Annotated in this window: 14 protein-coding genes; 13 read left to right on the forward strand and 1 reads right to left on the reverse strand. The window is 59.7% G+C overall.

Annotation, left to right across the window (positions count from 1 at the left end; genetic code table 11):
• The first annotated feature begins 95 nt into the window (after positions 1-95).
• The 3 genes from CKW15_RS01925 (at position 96) to CKW15_RS01935 (ending at position 3,102) form a co-directional block, all read left to right on the forward strand.
• A complete protein-coding gene (locus CKW15_RS01925; protein WP_095151425.1) occupies positions 96-1,370 on the forward strand; it encodes a flavohemoglobin expression-modulating QEGLA motif protein in 1,275 nt (424 codons plus the stop codon).
• A gap of 272 nt (positions 1,371-1,642) precedes the next feature.
• Positions 1,643-2,515, forward strand: a complete 873-nt coding sequence (locus CKW15_RS01930; protein WP_218232047.1) for a TauD/TfdA family dioxygenase — start codon at positions 1,643-1,645, stop codon at positions 2,513-2,515.
• 107 nt (positions 2,516-2,622) lie between these two features.
• Positions 2,623-3,102: a 2,4'-dihydroxyacetophenone dioxygenase family protein gene (locus CKW15_RS01935; RefSeq protein ID WP_095151427.1), complete on the forward strand. Its 480-nt coding sequence runs from the start codon at positions 2,623-2,625 to the stop codon at positions 3,100-3,102.
• Positions 3,103-3,156: 54 nt separating this feature from the next.
• On the opposite strand, the gene CKW15_RS01940 is transcribed toward CKW15_RS01935, so the two are convergent.
• Positions 3,157-4,194 carry an alpha/beta fold hydrolase gene (locus CKW15_RS01940; protein WP_218239560.1) on the reverse strand — a complete coding sequence of 346 codons (1,038 nt, stop codon included), beginning with the start codon at positions 4,192-4,194 and terminating at the stop codon, positions 3,157-3,159.
• Positions 4,195-4,301: 107 nt separating this feature from the next.
• Here CKW15_RS01940 and CKW15_RS01945 point away from each other — a divergent pair, with 107 nt between their 5' ends.
• The 10 genes from CKW15_RS01945 (at position 4,302) to CKW15_RS01990 (ending at position 17,200) form a co-directional block, all read left to right on the forward strand.
• Positions 4,302-5,327: an AraC family transcriptional regulator gene (locus CKW15_RS01945; protein ID WP_095151428.1), complete on the forward strand. Its 1,026-nt coding sequence runs from the start codon at positions 4,302-4,304 to the stop codon at positions 5,325-5,327.
• A 684-nt stretch (positions 5,328-6,011) separates the two neighbouring features.
• Positions 6,012-7,472: a glycosyltransferase gene (locus CKW15_RS01950; protein ID WP_095056940.1), complete on the forward strand. Its 1,461-nt coding sequence runs from the start codon at positions 6,012-6,014 to the stop codon at positions 7,470-7,472.
• Between the two features lie 18 nt (positions 7,473-7,490).
• Complete coding sequence (locus CKW15_RS01955) at positions 7,491-8,633, forward strand: PilZ domain-containing protein (RefSeq protein ID WP_095056816.1); 1,143 nt, start codon at positions 7,491-7,493, stop codon at positions 8,631-8,633.
• 10 nt (positions 8,634-8,643) lie between these two features.
• Complete coding sequence (locus CKW15_RS01960; protein WP_095151429.1) at positions 8,644-9,981, forward strand: tetratricopeptide repeat protein; 1,338 nt, start codon at positions 8,644-8,646, stop codon at positions 9,979-9,981.
• On the forward strand, positions 9,978-11,396 hold the full coding sequence (locus tag CKW15_RS01965; RefSeq protein ID WP_095151430.1) for an alginate export family protein: 1,419 nt from the start codon (positions 9,978-9,980) through the stop codon (positions 11,394-11,396). Before CKW15_RS01960 ends, CKW15_RS01965 begins: the two co-directional genes overlap by 4 nt.
• On the forward strand, positions 11,356-12,846 hold the full coding sequence (locus CKW15_RS01970; RefSeq protein ID WP_095151431.1) for an MBOAT family O-acyltransferase: 1,491 nt from the start codon (positions 11,356-11,358) through the stop codon (positions 12,844-12,846). The genes CKW15_RS01965 and CKW15_RS01970 overlap by 41 nt, the downstream gene beginning before the upstream one ends.
• Before the next feature lie 10 nt (positions 12,847-12,856).
• Positions 12,857-13,960, forward strand: a complete 1,104-nt coding sequence (locus CKW15_RS01975; protein ID WP_095056820.1) for an alginate O-acetyltransferase — start codon at positions 12,857-12,859, stop codon at positions 13,958-13,960.
• Positions 13,961-14,004: 44 nt separating this feature from the next.
• Positions 14,005-14,646: an alginate O-acetyltransferase AlgF gene (locus CKW15_RS01980; protein WP_095056821.1), complete on the forward strand. Its 642-nt coding sequence runs from the start codon at positions 14,005-14,007 to the stop codon at positions 14,644-14,646.
• A gap of 41 nt (positions 14,647-14,687) precedes the next feature.
• Positions 14,688-16,082, forward strand: a complete 1,395-nt coding sequence (locus CKW15_RS01985) for an alginate biosynthesis protein AlgX (protein WP_095151432.1) — start codon at positions 14,688-14,690, stop codon at positions 16,080-16,082.
• Positions 16,073-17,200, forward strand: coding sequence for an alginate lyase family protein (locus CKW15_RS01990; RefSeq protein ID WP_095056823.1), 1,128 nt, complete (start codon positions 16,073-16,075; stop codon positions 17,198-17,200). Before CKW15_RS01985 ends, CKW15_RS01990 begins: the two co-directional genes overlap by 10 nt.
• Positions 17,201-17,213: the final 13 nt, after the last annotated feature.

Consider the following 17,213-nt stretch of genomic DNA (forward strand, 5'->3'; position numbering starts at 1 on the left):
CAGTCCCGCAAGGAGCGTATTCTGCAAAGATCGCAAAATGGCCATCGACAGCGACTAAGCTTTTGCAATGAAACATCGCCGCCGAGGAGATCTCCATGAGCGTCTCGCTGCCCGAACTCGATGCCGCTCTGCCCGGCCTGGCCTGCAAGATCCGCGTGCTGGACGCCCTGGCCTGGCCGGTTGGGGTCGAGGAAGACTTCCTGGAACATTGGCGCGGCGGTAAGGCACGATTACCCCGCGTCGAGCTGCGCCCGCGCGATCACAGTGCCGGGATCGTCGCCCTGGAAGATTTCGCTGGCCGTTGCGATGTGCAGCACCCCGCCGGGCATCACCTGGCCATGACGGCGCGCAGCTATGCCACGGCCGGACGGATGCTGGGCGCCATTGGCACCCCCGCGTTCACACAATATTCGTCAGCGTTGTATCGGCGCCCGGATTTTGAGTATCCGCGCCTGAAACTGACCATGGTGGACGCGGCCCGATTTTTCCTCGATACCACCGATGCCTTGCTCGGCGGCACCCGAATTCCGCCGAGCGAAGCGGATATCCCGGCCGAGGCCTTCGCCGCCTGGATGCAACCGGAACTGGACCAGTTCTTTGGTCCGGGTCGAATTACCGTCGCACTCGATCCCACCCTGGCGGCCAAGGCGATCGCCGGTTCAAGCCGCATCCGCCTGCGCGCCAGCGCGATGTTCTCGGAACTGGACAAGAACCAGTTATTGCAACACGAAGCCTTCGTGCATGTGGCAACGGCACAAAACGGTGCACGCCAACCCAACCTCAAAAGCCTGGGCCTGGGGGCGCCCCGCACGACCCAGACTCAAGAGGGCATCGCGACCCTCGCCGAACTGTTCACCGGCAGCATGGACATCAACCGCCTGCGGCGCCTGGCCCTGCGCGTACTTGGGGTTCAGCAGGCGCTGGACGGCGCCGATTTCATTCAGGTGTTCGAAGGATTTGTCGCGGCCGGTCAGTCGCAAGAGGAGTCCTTTCGCTCGACCCAGCGGATTTTCCGCGGCGCCGACCTGCGTGGTGGATCGGCGTTTACCAAGGATGCCGCGTACCTGACCGGTTTGCTCGGCGTCCACACCCTGCTGCGCATTGCGATCCGTGATAATCGACCGGAACTGGTCAGCCATCTGTTTGCGGGACGCATCAGCCTGGGGGACACCTTGCGACTGGCGCCACTGTTCGACTCCGGCTGGCTCCAGGGACCGATTCACGTTCCGGCCTGGGCCAGCGATTTACGTCGGCTCGCCGCCAACCTGGCGTTCTCTGCCTTCATTACCCGGATCCAGCTGGATGTACTCGATCTGGACGTGTTCATGGCCTTCGCCGACGAACACGAAGACGATGCCAGTGCCCTGTGATCAGGGCAGCATGAAGCCCGAAACCGTCCCAATTTGCGAAGAAACTGTCCTGCTACGCCAATAGCGTCCCATCCGGTCTACCTACTATAGGCCCCGGCACCTCTGCCCATCAGCAGGGGCCTGCTACCTATACCGGATGCTCAATATTGCGCACCGCCGTACAGCACGGATTGGAGACAACAATGACAACAGTCGCCGCAACCCAAGACACTCCTTCACCCCTCACTCCCTCGGCACCCGCGATAATTCGGTCGTCAGTGCGCCAGCATTCGATCAAGGTGGAGATCTGCTCCCCTGCCATCGGCGCTGAACTCAGCAACATCAACCTGGCCGATGCAACCCGGGACCCTGAGCTGATCGCACAAATCAGGGCGCTGTGGTTGAAGCACAAAGTGCTGTTCTTTCGCGATCAGGACCTCACCCCTCTGGAGCAACAGCAGTTCGCCGCGCAATTCGGTGAGCTGGAAGGTCATCCATTGGCGCCGAGCCATCCAGAGGCGGACAAGCTGTTGATGCTGTATCGCAACCTTGACCCAAGCAAGCCCAAGACCTATGTCGAAAAGGCCAGTCGCGAAAACCTCTGGCATGCCGATGTCACCTACAAGAAGGCACCGCCCCGTGGAGCGGTATTGCGCTGCGAAATGGGTCCGGAGTCGGGTGGCGACACGCTGTGGTCAAACATGGTGATGGCTTACGAAAACCTGCCACAGGCCATCAAGCAACGAATCGACGGTCTGTACGCCAAACACAGTGCCGAGCATACCTTTGGCGCCCAGTTGCCACGCGACGACCGCCATGCGATGGCCGCGAAAAACCCTGCCGCCGAACACCCGGTGGTACTTACCCATCCGGAAACGGGCGAAAAGGTCTTGTTCGTCAACTCCGCGTTCACCACCCATTTCTCGAACTTCTTCAACTTCGAAGACATCCGCTACGGCCAGGACTTCATGCCCGAGGCTCATCACCTGATGAACTACCTGACGTCTCAGGCCGCGATTCCGGAATATCAGGTACGTCTGAAGTGGCGAACCAACACGATTGCCATGTGGGACAACCTGCAAGTCCAGCACTACGCGGTGGCTGACTACGGCAATGCGCCAAGAAAGATGCTGCGCGCCACACTCGCTGGCACCCCGCTCAGCTGATTCGAACTGCTTCCAGATATATCCAGGGCACCCGACCATCAGAGATGGGTCGGGCGGCCGTGGCTGCCGACGAATACTCGATCTGATACGCCGTAATGGAGATAAACATGTTCTACGAACACGTCGACACCGCCGTCATCGATGGCGAATCACTGCCGTGGGTACCCTTTACGCCCTATGCCGAAAACGTTCTGTTGAAATACTTCAAGCTTGACCCGATTCGTGGTGAATGGATTGTCATGATGAAGTCGCCGATTGACATGCAACTGCCCAAGCACCACCACACGGGGACGGTGATGGTCTACACGATCGAAGGCCAGTGGAAATACAAGGAACATAACTGGATCGCCGGCCCTGGCAGCATCGTGTACGAGACTGCCGGATCGACTCACACGCCTGAAGTCGTCAGCACGGGCAGCACAGACGGCTATGTGCTCACCCTGGTTCAGGTGAATGGCGATCTCGCGTTCCTGGACGGCAACGACAACATCGTCGCGCTCGAAAACTGGAAATCAGGATTGCATCGCTATCTGGCTTACTGCGAGCAGCATGACATCGCCCCGAAAGACCTGACGGCATTCAACTGAGTAACAGGCATTACCGAGAAAAAACGCGAATGGGGGCGCCGGAGCGCCCCATCGTTAGAACTGCCCGAGAAACGTCAGGAGCAGTTCGTTGACTTGATCGGCGCTTTCTTCCGCGGCGCTATGGCCCACGCCGGACAGCAGAACCTTCATCTGTAATCCGGGTAGATAGCTGTCGAGCTGGTCATAAAGGCTGCGTATTTCGATCGGCTCTAGCGAAGGGTCGGCAGCACCACCGATGAACAGGCTCGGCTGGCGCACCACCGCACCGTCAAGAAACGCTGTGATTTCCCAGTTCCGGTCACGACAACGGTAGTAGTTCAGGGCGCCGGTGAACCCTGTACGTGTGTATTCAGCGACGTAGTAGTCGAGCGCCCGCGCGCTCAACCATGACGGGAACTCGCCCTTCGGCTCAGTGAACGCGTTGAGGATAGGCTCACCGGGCTCGACGAACAGACGCCAGCGTTCAGCCCCGACAGCGCTGCCGGAGATTGAGTAGAAAACGCTACGCAATGTTTTTCTCGGATCGCAGGCCAACTCGCGATCCGGCTTTTCGAGTTGCTGGAAATACAGGTGGTGATACACCCTGCCCTTTGCCATTGCCTGTAAACCTGCGGTCGGTTTGACCTTGCCGCGTGGAGGCACCGGCGTATTGAGCATCACGAGACCGCAGAACAGATCCGGCCTCAGCATCGCCGCGGCTTGGGCCACCCAGGCACCCAAGTCGTGTCCAATGATCACCGCGGACGTTTCGCCCAGAGCCGTCATCAACCCCACCATGTCGCCGACGGCCTGGCTCATGTCATAGGCTTCAATCGCATCGGGCCGATCGGTCTGGCCAAAACCCCGTTGATCGGGGACCACGACGCGATATCCCGACTCGGCCAATGCCACGATCTGTCGCCGCCACATGTACCAGAGATAGGGAAAACCGTGCAGCAGGATGACCAGCGGGCCCTGCCCCTCGTCGATGTAATGCAGGCGAATGCCGTTGAGTTCAGCAAAGCAGTGGTTGAATGCATCAGGATCGTCGGCGTCCACTTGCGTGATCGCCGCGAGCGGCTGGCCGATTCGTTTTGCAGTGCGTGTGTCCATGTCTACCTTCATCTTTTTGTCGTTATTGGCATGAAGGTAGCCGTGACAGGACATCCTGCACTAAGCTCCTCAGGACACAATCTTGTGAAATTGGGACATGTAGATCTATGTTCACCCTGACGCGAAGTGCCAGCCTTACCAACTATGAGCAGGTCTCGCGCTCAGTGGGGCTCGATCCATTTCGCATGTTGCGCCTGGCCAGGTTGCCGGCCAGCGTCCTCGACGATCCGAATATCATGATCAGCACCGACTCGGTGGGGTGGTTGCTGGAGGAGTCGGCCCGTCTGTCCGGCCAAGAGGCTTTCGGATTGTTGCTCGCGCAGACGCGACAACTGTCCAACTTCGGCATGCTGGCGCTGCTCATTCGCGAAGAGCCGACATTGCGCGCAGCCCTGCAATCGTGCGCACGCTACATGCGGCTGCATAACGCCGGAGTGGAGTTGCGACTTGAAGACATGGGCGACCTGGTGCTGCTGCATGTGGGTGTGAAGATGCAGGGTCATCACGGGGTCTGGCGCCAGGCTATCGAGCAGTCGACAGGTATCGGACTGCGCACGTTGAGCGTGCTGACACGCAATACGTTCCGCCCTGTGCGGGTCAGTTTTACGCACGAGCGACCTGCCAGCCTTGACGTGCACCATCGCGTGCTGGGAACAGCCATCGAATTTTCACAGGAATTCAATGCCATCGTTTGCCGCGCGCGTGACCTGGACATGCCCATTCCCGCAGCTGACCCCGCGTTGCACCGCGAGGTGAAGCGCTCGCTGGACCTGCAGTTGGCCAACCAGCGCGACGAGCCATCGCAGCGGGTACGCCAGATCGTCAAGATGCTGCTACCCAGCGGACTGTGCTCTGTCGATGGGGTTGCCCAGCACCTTGGCATGCATCGACGCACCCTTAATCGACACCTGGCGACCGAAGGCCAAAGTGTCACAACGATCATCAATGCGGTGCGCGCTGAACTCGCCGAAGAGTACCTGGCCAACAGCAAACGTCGATTGTATGAGGTCGCCGAACTCCTCGGCTTTTCCTCGGCCGGAGACTTTTCACGCTGGTTCCGCTGCCAGTTTGGCAAGACCCCCTCGGATTGGGCTGCCTGCTACAGAGTGAGCAAGGCGACGCGGTCGGTTTAGCCTTTTCGATCCTTTCGACGGTGTGCAAATTCTGCGTTTTCGGTCTTTCTGACTCGCTTCAATGCTTTTTTAATGTGAACTGAGCCTGACTGCCATGCGAACCTGTCCAGCACTTCTGTGACCCTCTGCTGGCCCCCGCGAAGCCCCCTAATTGTGCGGCGCGCGCAGTTTTGAGGCGTTTAGCCCGTACGGTCCGACTCATCCAGCTGTCAAAACTTTGTCTGTATTATTTTTTTCTTCAGAAAAAGTCATGAAACTGACGCTTTTCAATCCGTTGTTTCTATTTGACTTTTTATTCTGCTGACGGAAATTCAGTGTTTTTTTGCAGCGGCACTTTGCCACTTTTTCGGGTACCTCTTACTAATCTGGTCTGCTCCTTGCTTTGGAAGAGTCGTCGGTGCCGCCAAGGCATCGCCAAGATAGGGCGCTTCGAGAGAGACCTCTGTTGTACCTCCACGGACTGGGTATCTCCTCGACAGTGAAGCGCTTTTCCATCGGCTGACCACAGCCGTTTTCGATGTACCTGCCAAAAATCATTCTTCGACTTTCATAGACGAGTGTCAGGTTATGGCGGGCATCGATAAGGAACCATTGAACCCAGAATGGCCGCATCAGAAGAGGAAGAGTTCCTCGTTTGCGGCCCGTCTGTTCGATCGAACCAGTGCAGCCAAGTTTTTCGGTTGGATGCTCCTGTTCTGCACCCTGGCGTTGATCTGCGACAGCCTCGACCCCGAGCTCCTCGACCCAACCAATCAGAAGTTCATCCTGCTCGTCGGCGGGCTCGGTGCCTGGCGCTACGCCAATGCAGTGATGCACTACGTGCGCGGCATGTATTTCCTGCACTGGAAGTTTCCACTCATGCGACGGGCCGTGGAGCGAATGGGCGACTCCGCCCTGCCCTCACACTTGTTCATGGTGGTGACCAGCTTCCGTATACCGACCCATACCACTTACCGGGTCTATCAAGCGTTGTTTCAGGAGGTGCAACGCCTGCCGGTGCCCTGCACGGTGATCGCTTCAATCGTCGAGAAGGCCGACGAGGACTTCATCAAGCAGATTTTGCGCCGTGAAGTGCGAGACCTCAGTAGCATCCGTCTGGTGGTGGTGCGCGCCCGCGGTACTGGCAAGCGCCATGGCCTGGCCCATGCCTTCCGTGCCCTCTCGCGACAAATGCCGCTGGACGATGCCGTCGTCGGAGTGGTCGATGGGGACACGATGATGCTGCCCGGTTGCGTGGGGAACGCGGTGAAGTTCTTCGCCTACCTGCCCAGCGTCGGTGGTATCACCACCAACGAATTCTGCGAAGTGGAAGGCGGCAAACTGGTACGCGAATGGCATTCGCTGCGCTTCGTCCAGCGACACATCAACATGTGCTCGATGTCACTGTCGCGGCGAGTGCTGACCATGACCGGACGGCTATCGTTTTTCCGCGCCCGCGTGATGATCGATCCGGGCTTTATCCGTGACGTCGAATCCGACTTCCTCGACCACTGGCGGCTCGGCCGCTTCCAGTTCCTCACCGGCGATGACAAATCCTCCTGGTTCAGCCTGATGCGCGCGGGCTGGGACACCTTCTATGTACCCGACAGCAACACCGTGACGGTGGAGCATCCGCCAGACAGCAACTTCTTCCGCGCGTCGCGCCAGCTGATGTTCCGATGGTACGGCAATTCGCTGCGACAAAACTTTCGTACCACCAAGCTGTTGGGCTTGCGTCAGTTGGGAGTGTTCACCATGTATGTGCTCTACGACCAACGCATTGCCATGTGGACATCGCTACTCGGGCTGGCTGCCTCAGTCATCGCCGGGCTGGTACTCGGTATGCAGTTTTTTATCGCCTACCTGTTCTGGGTACTGCTGACCCGTACCCTGGCGACGCTGCTGTTCAGCTTCACACAGCACCCGGTCGATCCGCTCTATCCGCTGGTGCTCTATTACAACCAGATCGTCGGCTCGCTGATGAAGGTCTATTCGCTGTTCCATCTCGACCAGCAAAGCTGGACGCGGCAAAAGACCACCCTCAGCTCCACCGGTTCGTCCTTTGATGTCGCCCTTAACCGCTGGTCCTCGAAAACCATGCTGGTTTCTGCGGTTTCGCTGTTCCTTGGCACAGTCGTTCTCCTGCTTGAGATTACTCAACGTTAGCCCCGAGGCCATCGTCCTATGAGCATCGCCACCAGTCTGTCTGCGAACGTAGTCCATGAAGCCACCGACGAACGCCAGTTCGTGCGAATCAAGATCCCGGCCACGGTAATCTTGCAGAGCTGGGAGGGGCCGCTCGAATGCGAAATCCAGGATATCTCGCTGGGTGGCATCAGCCTGCTCTGCGGCAAAGAGCTGAAGATTGGCTCAATGTACTCCGCCAGCATTCGTCTGAATCTTTCGACGATCAATATCAACATTGACGCCAGGATTCGCGTGGTCTCCCAGCGCGCTGATGAAGTCGGCGCCGAGTTCATCGAGCTCGACGCGCAGAAGCGGGACATCCTGCGCTACATGATCGCCGCCTATATGTCAGGCGAGGTCGCCGACTTCAACGGTCTGTTCAACGTGATGCAACGGGAAAACTACATCAAGGAGAGAAAGAAGGTCACCAGCAGCTCGCGCACCGTCTTCGAACGCCTGCAGGCCATGCTCGGCAGCCTGCTGTTCCTTGCCCTCGGCCTGCTGGTGATGAGCCTGCTGGCATACAAAACCTACCTGTTCTTCTTCCGTGTCTCGGCCGCCCACGCACAGGTCAGCGCCGAAGCCTATCAGGTGAACATGCCGGAAAACGGCTACGTGAAGTTCATGGTCGGAGGCGATGCCGGTGAAGTGAAGGCTGGCGAACCAATCGCCACGGTGTCGACCCAACTGCTCACCAACTTCAACAGCCCTGCGGACCTGCAGGCGCTGGCCAGCTTGTCGCAGAGCGATCTGCAGACGCTGCTCGGACGTTCACTGATCGAGACGGTAATCGCCAGCCCCTGCGACTGCTACGTTTATTTTCCAGGACGCAAGCTGGATAGTTACGCCTACAAGACTGACCCGCTGCTGCACCTGATACCCAAGGATCAACCCCTGGTAGTCAAGGCCAGCTTCCCCTTTGACAAGCTCAAAGACATCAACCGCATCCAGCGCGTCAGCCTGCGCGTGTCCGGTATGCCCGGGGCATTCGGTGGCAAGGTGGTGGGCTCCGCGGTGGATAGCGTCAACCAGATGCTGGTGCTGAGCATCCTGCCAGAGACCACGCTGCCACTGTCGGCGTACCAGCATCCGGTGGCGGTCGATGTGTACCTTGACCTGCCCTTCGACCCAGGTTTCTAGGAGGCTGGTCATGCGCTTGAAGAACGCCTCTGCCTCCCTGATCTACTTGGCCCTGGCGCTATTGCCGGGGCTGCCGGTGGACGCCGCGAGTCTGCCGGAGATCCGCTACCGTCTGTTCAAGGACAGCCAGGCCGACGTCGAGGCCGATCTTCGTGAACTGGCGACCCGTGGCGACTCGGCATCGCAAATGCTGCTGGCAGACCGTCTCGCTGCTTCACCGGACGCAGGCCGCGTGCAAGAGGCCGTCGAACTGTATAAGCGTTCATTCGACGATGGCCTCGGGCAGCTCAACGCGCTGACGGGGCTGGCCCGATTGAGCGAACGCAACCCGCGGTACCGCAACCAGAACCAGGCGTTCTTCAAGCATGCCATCGGCCTCTATTCGCACGAGCGAGACTTCAACACGCTGTCTTCGACCCTGGAGGTCTTCCTGGCCTACCCGCAGGAGTTCCAGGGCGAGGAAGTGACGCGGCTGATCAACCTCTACGACCAGGCTTGCGTGGAGAACTGTTTCAGCTTGAGCTACCGTGCCGCGCTGGCGGAACTGCGCGGGCAGTACGCGCAGGCCGAAAGCTACTATCGCCGTGCCATGCTCGACGATGCCCGCGCGGTGGACCGTTACTATCGCTTCCTCGGCGAACGCCAGGAGGAAGTGTTCAGGGCCTATGCCAAGACTCTCGAAACCCGAATCCCGAACCTGCCTGTGGACGTGGTGCAGTCCATCGGCAACCACCTGAGCAGCCTCTCCGGCGAGAACGATCCCTCGGTGCTGCTCTGGCTCGACAACGCCATAGCCCGCGGTTCGGAGTCGGCATTGGTCACCAAGGCCAGCTACATGATGTCCTTCGCCGACAGCTACGGCTATGAGGACACCCTGGCCCTGATTGACCGCATCGAGGCCAGTCAGTCGCAGCAGGGCCGCGCTCTGCGCGCCTCCGCCTACATGGTGCGTAACTGGCGCATCCTCGATCCCCACAAAGCCTACGACATCATCCGCGGCCTGCTCGCCGAGGGGTACCAGAACGCCAACCTGAACCTCGGCGAACTCTACAGCATGGGCGGGCTCGATGAGGTCGACCAGCTCAAGGCCATCGAGACCTACGAACGCCTCGCCGATCAAGGCTCGGCCTCAGCCTTCTATCGCATCGCCACCATCTACGGACGCGGGCGCGGCATATGCAACGACAAGATTCGCGCCTATGCCTACGCAAAAATCGCCGTGGACTACGGCGAGCTCGGCGCGATCAAGTACCTGAATGAACTGCAAGCAGAGATCAGTCCGGCAGACATCAGCGCGGCCTTGCAGGCGCGGGTGAACATCATGAAACAGGTCAAGGTACAGCTATGACGAATGGACTCTCCAGCATCCTGTTTCTGTCACTGCTGACTGGCAGTCTGAGTTCGGTACACGCCGCCGACGAGGCGGACAACTCAGGCGCTGCGACTGGCGAATCCACTCGGGACGCCACCCAAATACCTCCCGCAGCGGGCACGGAAAACCTCGTCGTGCAGCAGAAACTCACCGTACAGGGTGGCTACGGACCGGATAACTCGACCCTCGGCGAGGATCGCAAGGGCTTCTACAGTCTGCGCTACGAGCCCTCGCTCACCTGGTACTCGCCGGATCGCCAGTTCCCCACATGGCAGGGTTTCGCACGCGCCTGGCTGAACTACGCCTCGGCGCAGACCACCTCGCCCCTCCAGGAGCCGAACGAGCAACAGCCCGAGTATTTCAGTTCCGAAATGCGCGAGTTCTACCTCAAGCGCAACCTGCTGGGCGGTGACCCGCGCTATTCGCTGAGCGTCGGCCGGCAGAAGTTCGCCGACCACTACGGCATCTGGTGGGACGATAGCATCGAAGCCCTGCGACTGGACTTCGTCGACACCTTCGCCACCGGCTTCGTAGCCGTGGCGCGCAAGTTCCATAACTACAACACCGACAACAACAGCCTGCGCGATAACGACCGTGACATCACCTACGGGATGGGCGAATACGCCCTGCGTTGGAGTGAAAGAAACTGGATCGGCACACGACTGATGATCGAGCAGGACAGCTCGGGGGACGACCCGGACGATCGCAGTGATTTTCGCGGAGGCCGCCTCGGTCTGTTCGCCTACGGAGACAACTTGCGCGTCTCGCCGCTGTTCAGCGATTACCGCCTCGAACTGGCGGCGCTCAAGGGTCGTCTCGACCTCACCGACAGCGCTGGCGCAACCAGCAATGAACACACCCATGGCTGGGCGCTGATCGGCAACATCGGCAAACGATTCGATGAAACGCCCTGGAAGCCACGGCTTTCCCTGCGTGCAGGACTGACCGACAAGCCGTCGAACGAGAACGAAGGTTTCTACCTCAATAACATCCAGTCAGACCGCGTCACCAACAAGGAGACCTACACCAACGGCTTGCTCAGCTCTTTTCTCAGCGTCGACCTGCACAACCTGGCGTTCTACAGCGTCGCAGTGGAAACCCAGCCCAAGCCGCGAAACAGCTTCGACGTGCGACTTTCCGACCTTTATCTGCGCGATGCCGACGGCGGCATCCCGATCAACGTCGCCGATGACCTGACCGCCACCGGCAGCAAGTCTCTCGGACAGATCCTCGACACCAATTACTACTGGCAGATGCTCCCGATAAACCTGCACGGCCAACAGCTGCATCTCAACCTGCTGGCCAGTGCGGGGTATTTCTGGAGCGGGAATGCCGTCAAGGGCCTGGACGATGACTTCCAGGTCAGTCTGGGCGTGGTGCTGCGCTACTAAACATCATGAGAGGAACACCAACATGGTCTTTACCTCGAACATCTTCCTGTACCTGTTCCTGCCACTGTTTTTGCTGGTCTATTACCTGGCCAGAAACTCCTGGCGCAACTACGTGATAGTCGTCGCAAGCTACAGCTTCTACGCGTGGTGGCGACCGGATTTCCTCCTGCTGTTCGTCGGCATCTCCTATTGGAATTATTGGTTCGGCCTGCGCATCAAGGCGCGGCTGGATGCCGACGACAAGTCCGGCGCCGAACGCCTGCTGTGGCTGGGTATCATCGGCAACCTGTGCACCCTGGGCTACTTCAAGTACGCCAACTTCGGCGTCGAAGTGATAGCTGCAGCCCTGGCGCCGCTGGGGATCAATACCTTCACGCTGGAAACCATCATCCTGCCGCTGGGTATCTCTTTCTACGTGTTCCACGCACTGAGCTACATCGTCGATATCTATCGCAAGGATGCCGAACCGACCAACCGCTTCGTTGACTTCGCTGCCTTCGTCGCTTTGTTTCCGCATCTGGTTGCCGGTCCGATCCTGCGTTACAGCCTGCTGGCCCCGCAGTTGCGAGAACGCACCCACTCGCTGGAGCTGTTTTCCCTCGGTGTTTGCCGCTTCATGCTCGGTTTCGTCAAGAAGGTACTGATCGCTGACTCGCTGGCGCCGATGAACACCCTGTTCATGGCCGAGGGTTCGCCGCAGTTCATTGACGCCTGGTTTGGCGTGTTCGTTTCGCTGGTTCAACTGTACTTTGACTTCTCCGGCTACAGCGACATGGCCATCGGCCTGGCGCTGATGATGGGCTTTCGCTTCGCCGAAAACTTCAACCAGCCGTTCCTGTGCAAAAGCCTCACCGAATTCTGGCGGCGTTGGCACCTGACCCTGGCCGACTTTCTACGCGACTACGTCTACCTGCCGCTTGTACGCTCGCGCAAGGTCGGCGGTGACACCGCACTGTTCATCACCATGCTGCTCTCCGGTTTCTGGCACGGCGCCAGCTTCGCCTTCATCTTCTTCGGCCTGTACTTCGCCGTGATCATGGTGCTGGAACGCCGCCTGGGCATCGCCACCAAGGTCAACACACCGTACAACTTCTGGCACAACATGCGCGCGCTGCTCTTGTTGCTGCTGTGCATGCCTCTGTTCATCACCGGCAATCTGAGGCACTCGCTGGAGATCTTCTCCGGCCTGTTTGGCCTCAACGGTCTGGGCAGCCTGGACATGTACTTCCTCGGCACCTCCAGCCTGAGCATGTCCTTCGTGCTGCTGGCGGTTGTCTGGCTGGTGGTTGCCGGGATGATCAACAACCGCTTCTACCTGCGCAACCAGGAGCCCTACTTCATGCAGAGCGTCAGCGGGTTGACTGCACTGATGCTCTGGGCCGGCTTCGGCATCTCGGTCACGCGGCTCGCCGCGAATTCCTTTTCCCCCTTCCTGTACTTCCAGTTCTGAGGAGATCGCCATGTTCCCCGTCATGAAGAGCGCAAGCAAAGTCAATGGCATCGCTTTCTGCATCCTGCTCGCAGTGATGCTGGTGTACTCCATTCCCAAGGTGGTGAGCTTCCTCAGGACGCAGCCCGATGCCCTCGCGCTGTTCCTTGACGGCCGCCTGCTGCGACAGCTGGAGATGACCTACGACCGCGAGTTCGTCCTTCGTGATACCGCCATCCGCACCTGGGCCGACCTTCAATACCTGGTCTTCGGCGAAGGCAGCAAGGGCGTGGTAATTGGCCGTAACGGTTGGCTGTTCACCAACGAGGAGTACATGATCCCCAATGACTATTCGCACGCAGTCGCCCAACATGTGCGGAACATCGCCGAGATCGAGGAGCAGCTACGCCAGCACAACAAACGGCTGATCCTGATGCCGGTGCCGATGAAGCTCGACATCTATGCCGAGTACGCACAGCGGCGCTTCGATGCGCGCACCGCGGGTATCTATGATGACTTCGTGGCGCGCCTCGCCGAGCAGAAAATCGAGACTGCACCGGTTCGTAGCGCGTTCCTCAGTGCCAAGGACAGCACGCAGCTGTTCCTGAAAACCGATACCCACTGGTCGCCCTATGGTGCCAACCTGGCGGCGCACGAAGTGGCGCGCCAGCATCCCGAACTGATCGGCAAGGCGCCCTACGCCACACAGCATGTGGCGCAAAAGGGCTATCACGGCGACCTCCTCAACTTCATCCAGGTCAGCGACTGGCTGGTCCCCTGGCCGTTGCTTGGCGACAACATCCCGGTGTTCGAAACCATAAGCCGCAACCAGTCGCTGGATGATGCCTTTCTGTTCGACGACCAGTCAGAGTCGATCATGCTGGTCGGCTCCAGCTACACCAAGATCGACGACTGGAACTTCCCCGGTTTCCTCAAGGAGTCGCTACAGAATGACCTGCTTACCACCGCCGTGGAGGCTCGCGGGCCCTTCCAGGCGATGGACGACTTCCTTGCTGGAAAGCAACTGAGGAACGACAGCATCAAGACCGTTATCTGGGAGTTCCCTGTGCGCACCCTGCTGGCGCAGAAGCCCAGTTCCAATAGTTGGCAGGCCACCATGAACCAGTTTTTCTAGGCACGGCCTTTTCGCCCCCCCCCCGAAACATGGAGATGACGACGATGAAAACCACGTTCCTTGGTAGCCTGCTCAGTTTGGTGCTGCTCGTCCCAAGCCCCGCCCATGCCGCCGACGGTAACGGTGGCCTCTATGCCAGCCCACCGCCGCCCGGTTCGGCCTTCGTGCGCGTGCTCAACCTGGCCGGCGCCCCAGTGGACGTTCATCTGAAGGGCAAGAGCAAGGCCCAGAAAGTCAGCGGCGGCCACCTGGGCGGCTACCTCTACATCACCCCCGGCAGCCAACAGTTGACGGTGGACAAGACCAGTCTGGACCTTGGCCTGAAATCCGATTCGGCAACCACTGTGATCTACGACGGCAAGGCGCTGAAGCCCATCGTCGACACCTATAGCATGGACCCGACAAAAGCTTTGGTGGCGTTCTACAACCTTACCGAGAAGCCATTGGCGCTCAAGACCCTCGATGGCAAGCATGCCATTGTCGACAACATCGCGCAGAACCAGATGGGTACGCGCCTGGTGAACGAGATCAAGATTGGCTTCGCCGCCTATAGCGGCGAGCAGAATGTAGCGAAGTTCGACGAGCAGTTTCTCAAGAAAGGCGGGTCCTACAGTTACGTGGCCATCGCTCAGGGCGGTCAGGTACGGACCCTGAGCCTGGCCAATTCGTTCGACTCTTTGCAGTGAAGCGACATGCCCGCCCGCCAACCCGAAGCCTGCGGTGACCTATGAAGCACACCTTCCGTACAGTCTGCACCTTACTGCTCGCCTGGATTGCCGTTGGCCTGCCGGCGAGCGCGCAGGAGAACTGCGACCTGCAGTGTCTGATTTGCCCCGCGCTGCACGATCCGCAGCAGTACGCCGAAGGAATCATGAAGTCGATGAAGGAAGTGACTCCGGGCAAAGACAAGTGGCTGTTCCGCTCGGAAGTCGACCTCTCCAACGACTTTTTCATCCCCAAGGAAATGCAGCCCGAATATGCCCGGCTGATGGCGACCTTCGCCGCCAGGCAGATCAAGGTTGTGTTCGCCGTGCAGCCGACCCGCGGGCTGATGCACCGCGACAAGATTCTGCCAGAGCGCAGCTTCGGCTTTTCCTACCCCACCGCCTCGCGCAACCTGGAAAACTTCCTCGGCCAACTACGTGCTCCAGGTGCCCTGGTGCCGGACGCCATGGTGCTGGTGCGCAACCCGCCCAAGGAAGAGTATTTCTTTCGCCGCGATCACCACTGGACACCCTCCGGTGCCCAGGCCACGGCAAAGATCGTCGCCGCAGAAATCAAGCGACAGCCCTTCTACGCCGGACTGGCCAAGAAGAGCTACCGCACCGAGGCCGGGATGATACTGCCCAAGGACGGTACCATGAGCCGGGCGCTGAAGAAGATCTGCGGCAACAACTACGGCTTCCAGTATGTCCGCGGCTTCCAGACCGTCCCCGCGGCCGACGATGCCAGCGCACTGTTCGAACAAGCCGCCGCCCCCGAAGTGATACTGGTCGGCACCAGCAATTCGGCAGCGCGCGACGACGAAATGAAGAACTACAACTTCGATGGCTACCTGAAAGAATTCCTCAACGTCGACATCCTCAACTTCGCCCTGGCCGGTGCCGGCCAGGACGGTTCGCTGCTGCAATACCTGCAGTCCGACAGCTACAAGCCGGATGCGCCACCCAAGATGATCATCTGGGAGCTGCCGGCCAGCTTCCACCTGGAGACGCCGCTGATGTACCGCCAACTGATCCCGGCGATCAACGGCGGCTGCGCCAAATCGCCGCAAGTGCTCACCAGTAACAAGCTCGAGCGTGCATCGCTGGTGCCCGGCCAGCGCATCGAACTGTTGAGTAATAGCGGCACACGGCGCCTGGCAATGACCGGAAAGTACGGCTTCCTGGACATCAAGCTGTCGGACAAGAGCGTCAAGGACTTCTACATCATCACCTACTACGACAACGGCGCCCGCGATAAAGCCTGGTTCCGTCGCGAGGCTATTGTCGACGGTGGTCAGTTCTACCTGGAACTGAGCTCCGCCGCAGAGTTCAGCAACGCAAACCTGCTGTCGGTGTTCCTCGAACCGGTGCAGCCCCTGGACACGCCGATCTCGATGGATGTGAAACTATGTCTCTGAGATGCCTCCCCCTGCTCCTGCTCGCAGCGCTGCTACCAGTGACCCAACCCTCCAACGCAACCGCAGGCGGCACCCGGTCGATCTGGAGCCTGCCGACGAGTGTCACGGCGCCCTCCGTGCTGCCCGACTATCACTCGCTGGTATGCCCCAAGCCGGTGATAGAGCCCTTCACTGGCGCCCTGCTGGTGGACAGCAAATACGACCAGAGCGACCCGACCAAGTCCACACTGGGCAAGGGCCAATCCCAGGAGTCCCAGCGTATCCACGACAGCGTGGCCAGCTATGGCAAGATGCTCAGCCTGTTCGCCGACTATTACGCCAAGGCGCAAGACCCGCCGCACGCCGCTATGGCTCTGGCGTGCATGGACCAATGGCTGGAGGCCTGGGCCGCCGCCGGAGCCCTGGAAAACCGCGAAGCGAACAAGACGGGTATCGCGGTGCGCAACTGGGCACTGGCGGCAATCGCCTCCAGCGTTCTCAAATTGCAAGCCCTTAGCGGCAACCAACTGCAACTCAGCGAGCGGCAGAAGCAGTGGCTGGACCGCCTGGCCGGCATCATCATCGAAGAGTACGATCCGCGCCTCGCCCCGTCCTTCGGCTATTTCAACAACCACGACTACTGGGCCGCCTGGTCCATCGGCTCCACCGGCATGCTGCTCGGCAAGCAGAGCCGCATCGACTGGAGCGCCAAGGTGTTTCGCCGCGCCATGCAGCAGATCACCCCGTCGGTCGGTGGCGACTATGCCTATCTGCCCAATGAACTGGCGCGCGGGACGCTCGCCGCCAACTACACCCACTACGCTCTGGTACCGCTGACCCTCGTCGCCGAAACCCTGCGGCTCAATGGCGCCAGCGTCACCGCCGAGGACAGCCGCAAGCTCGACCTGCTCGCCAACTTCGCTGCCCGGATCGTGCTCGCCCCCAATGGCCTTCCGGAGTTGCAAGGGCAAAAGCAGCAGAAGGTGCCGCCGTACAAGATGGCATGGCTGGTCCCCTTCCTGAGCCACAACCCGCAGCACGTTTTGGCACGCCAGTTGTACGGCGCCGAACACGGCGATGTGGACGGCTACCGGCAGATCGGCGGACACATCAAGCCTTTCTACCCTAATGTCGAATAACCCAGGCCCAGGT

It is taken from the genome of Pseudomonas sp. Irchel s3b5 (assembly GCF_900187435.1).
Classification (GTDB): domain Bacteria; phylum Pseudomonadota; class Gammaproteobacteria; order Pseudomonadales; family Pseudomonadaceae; genus Aquipseudomonas.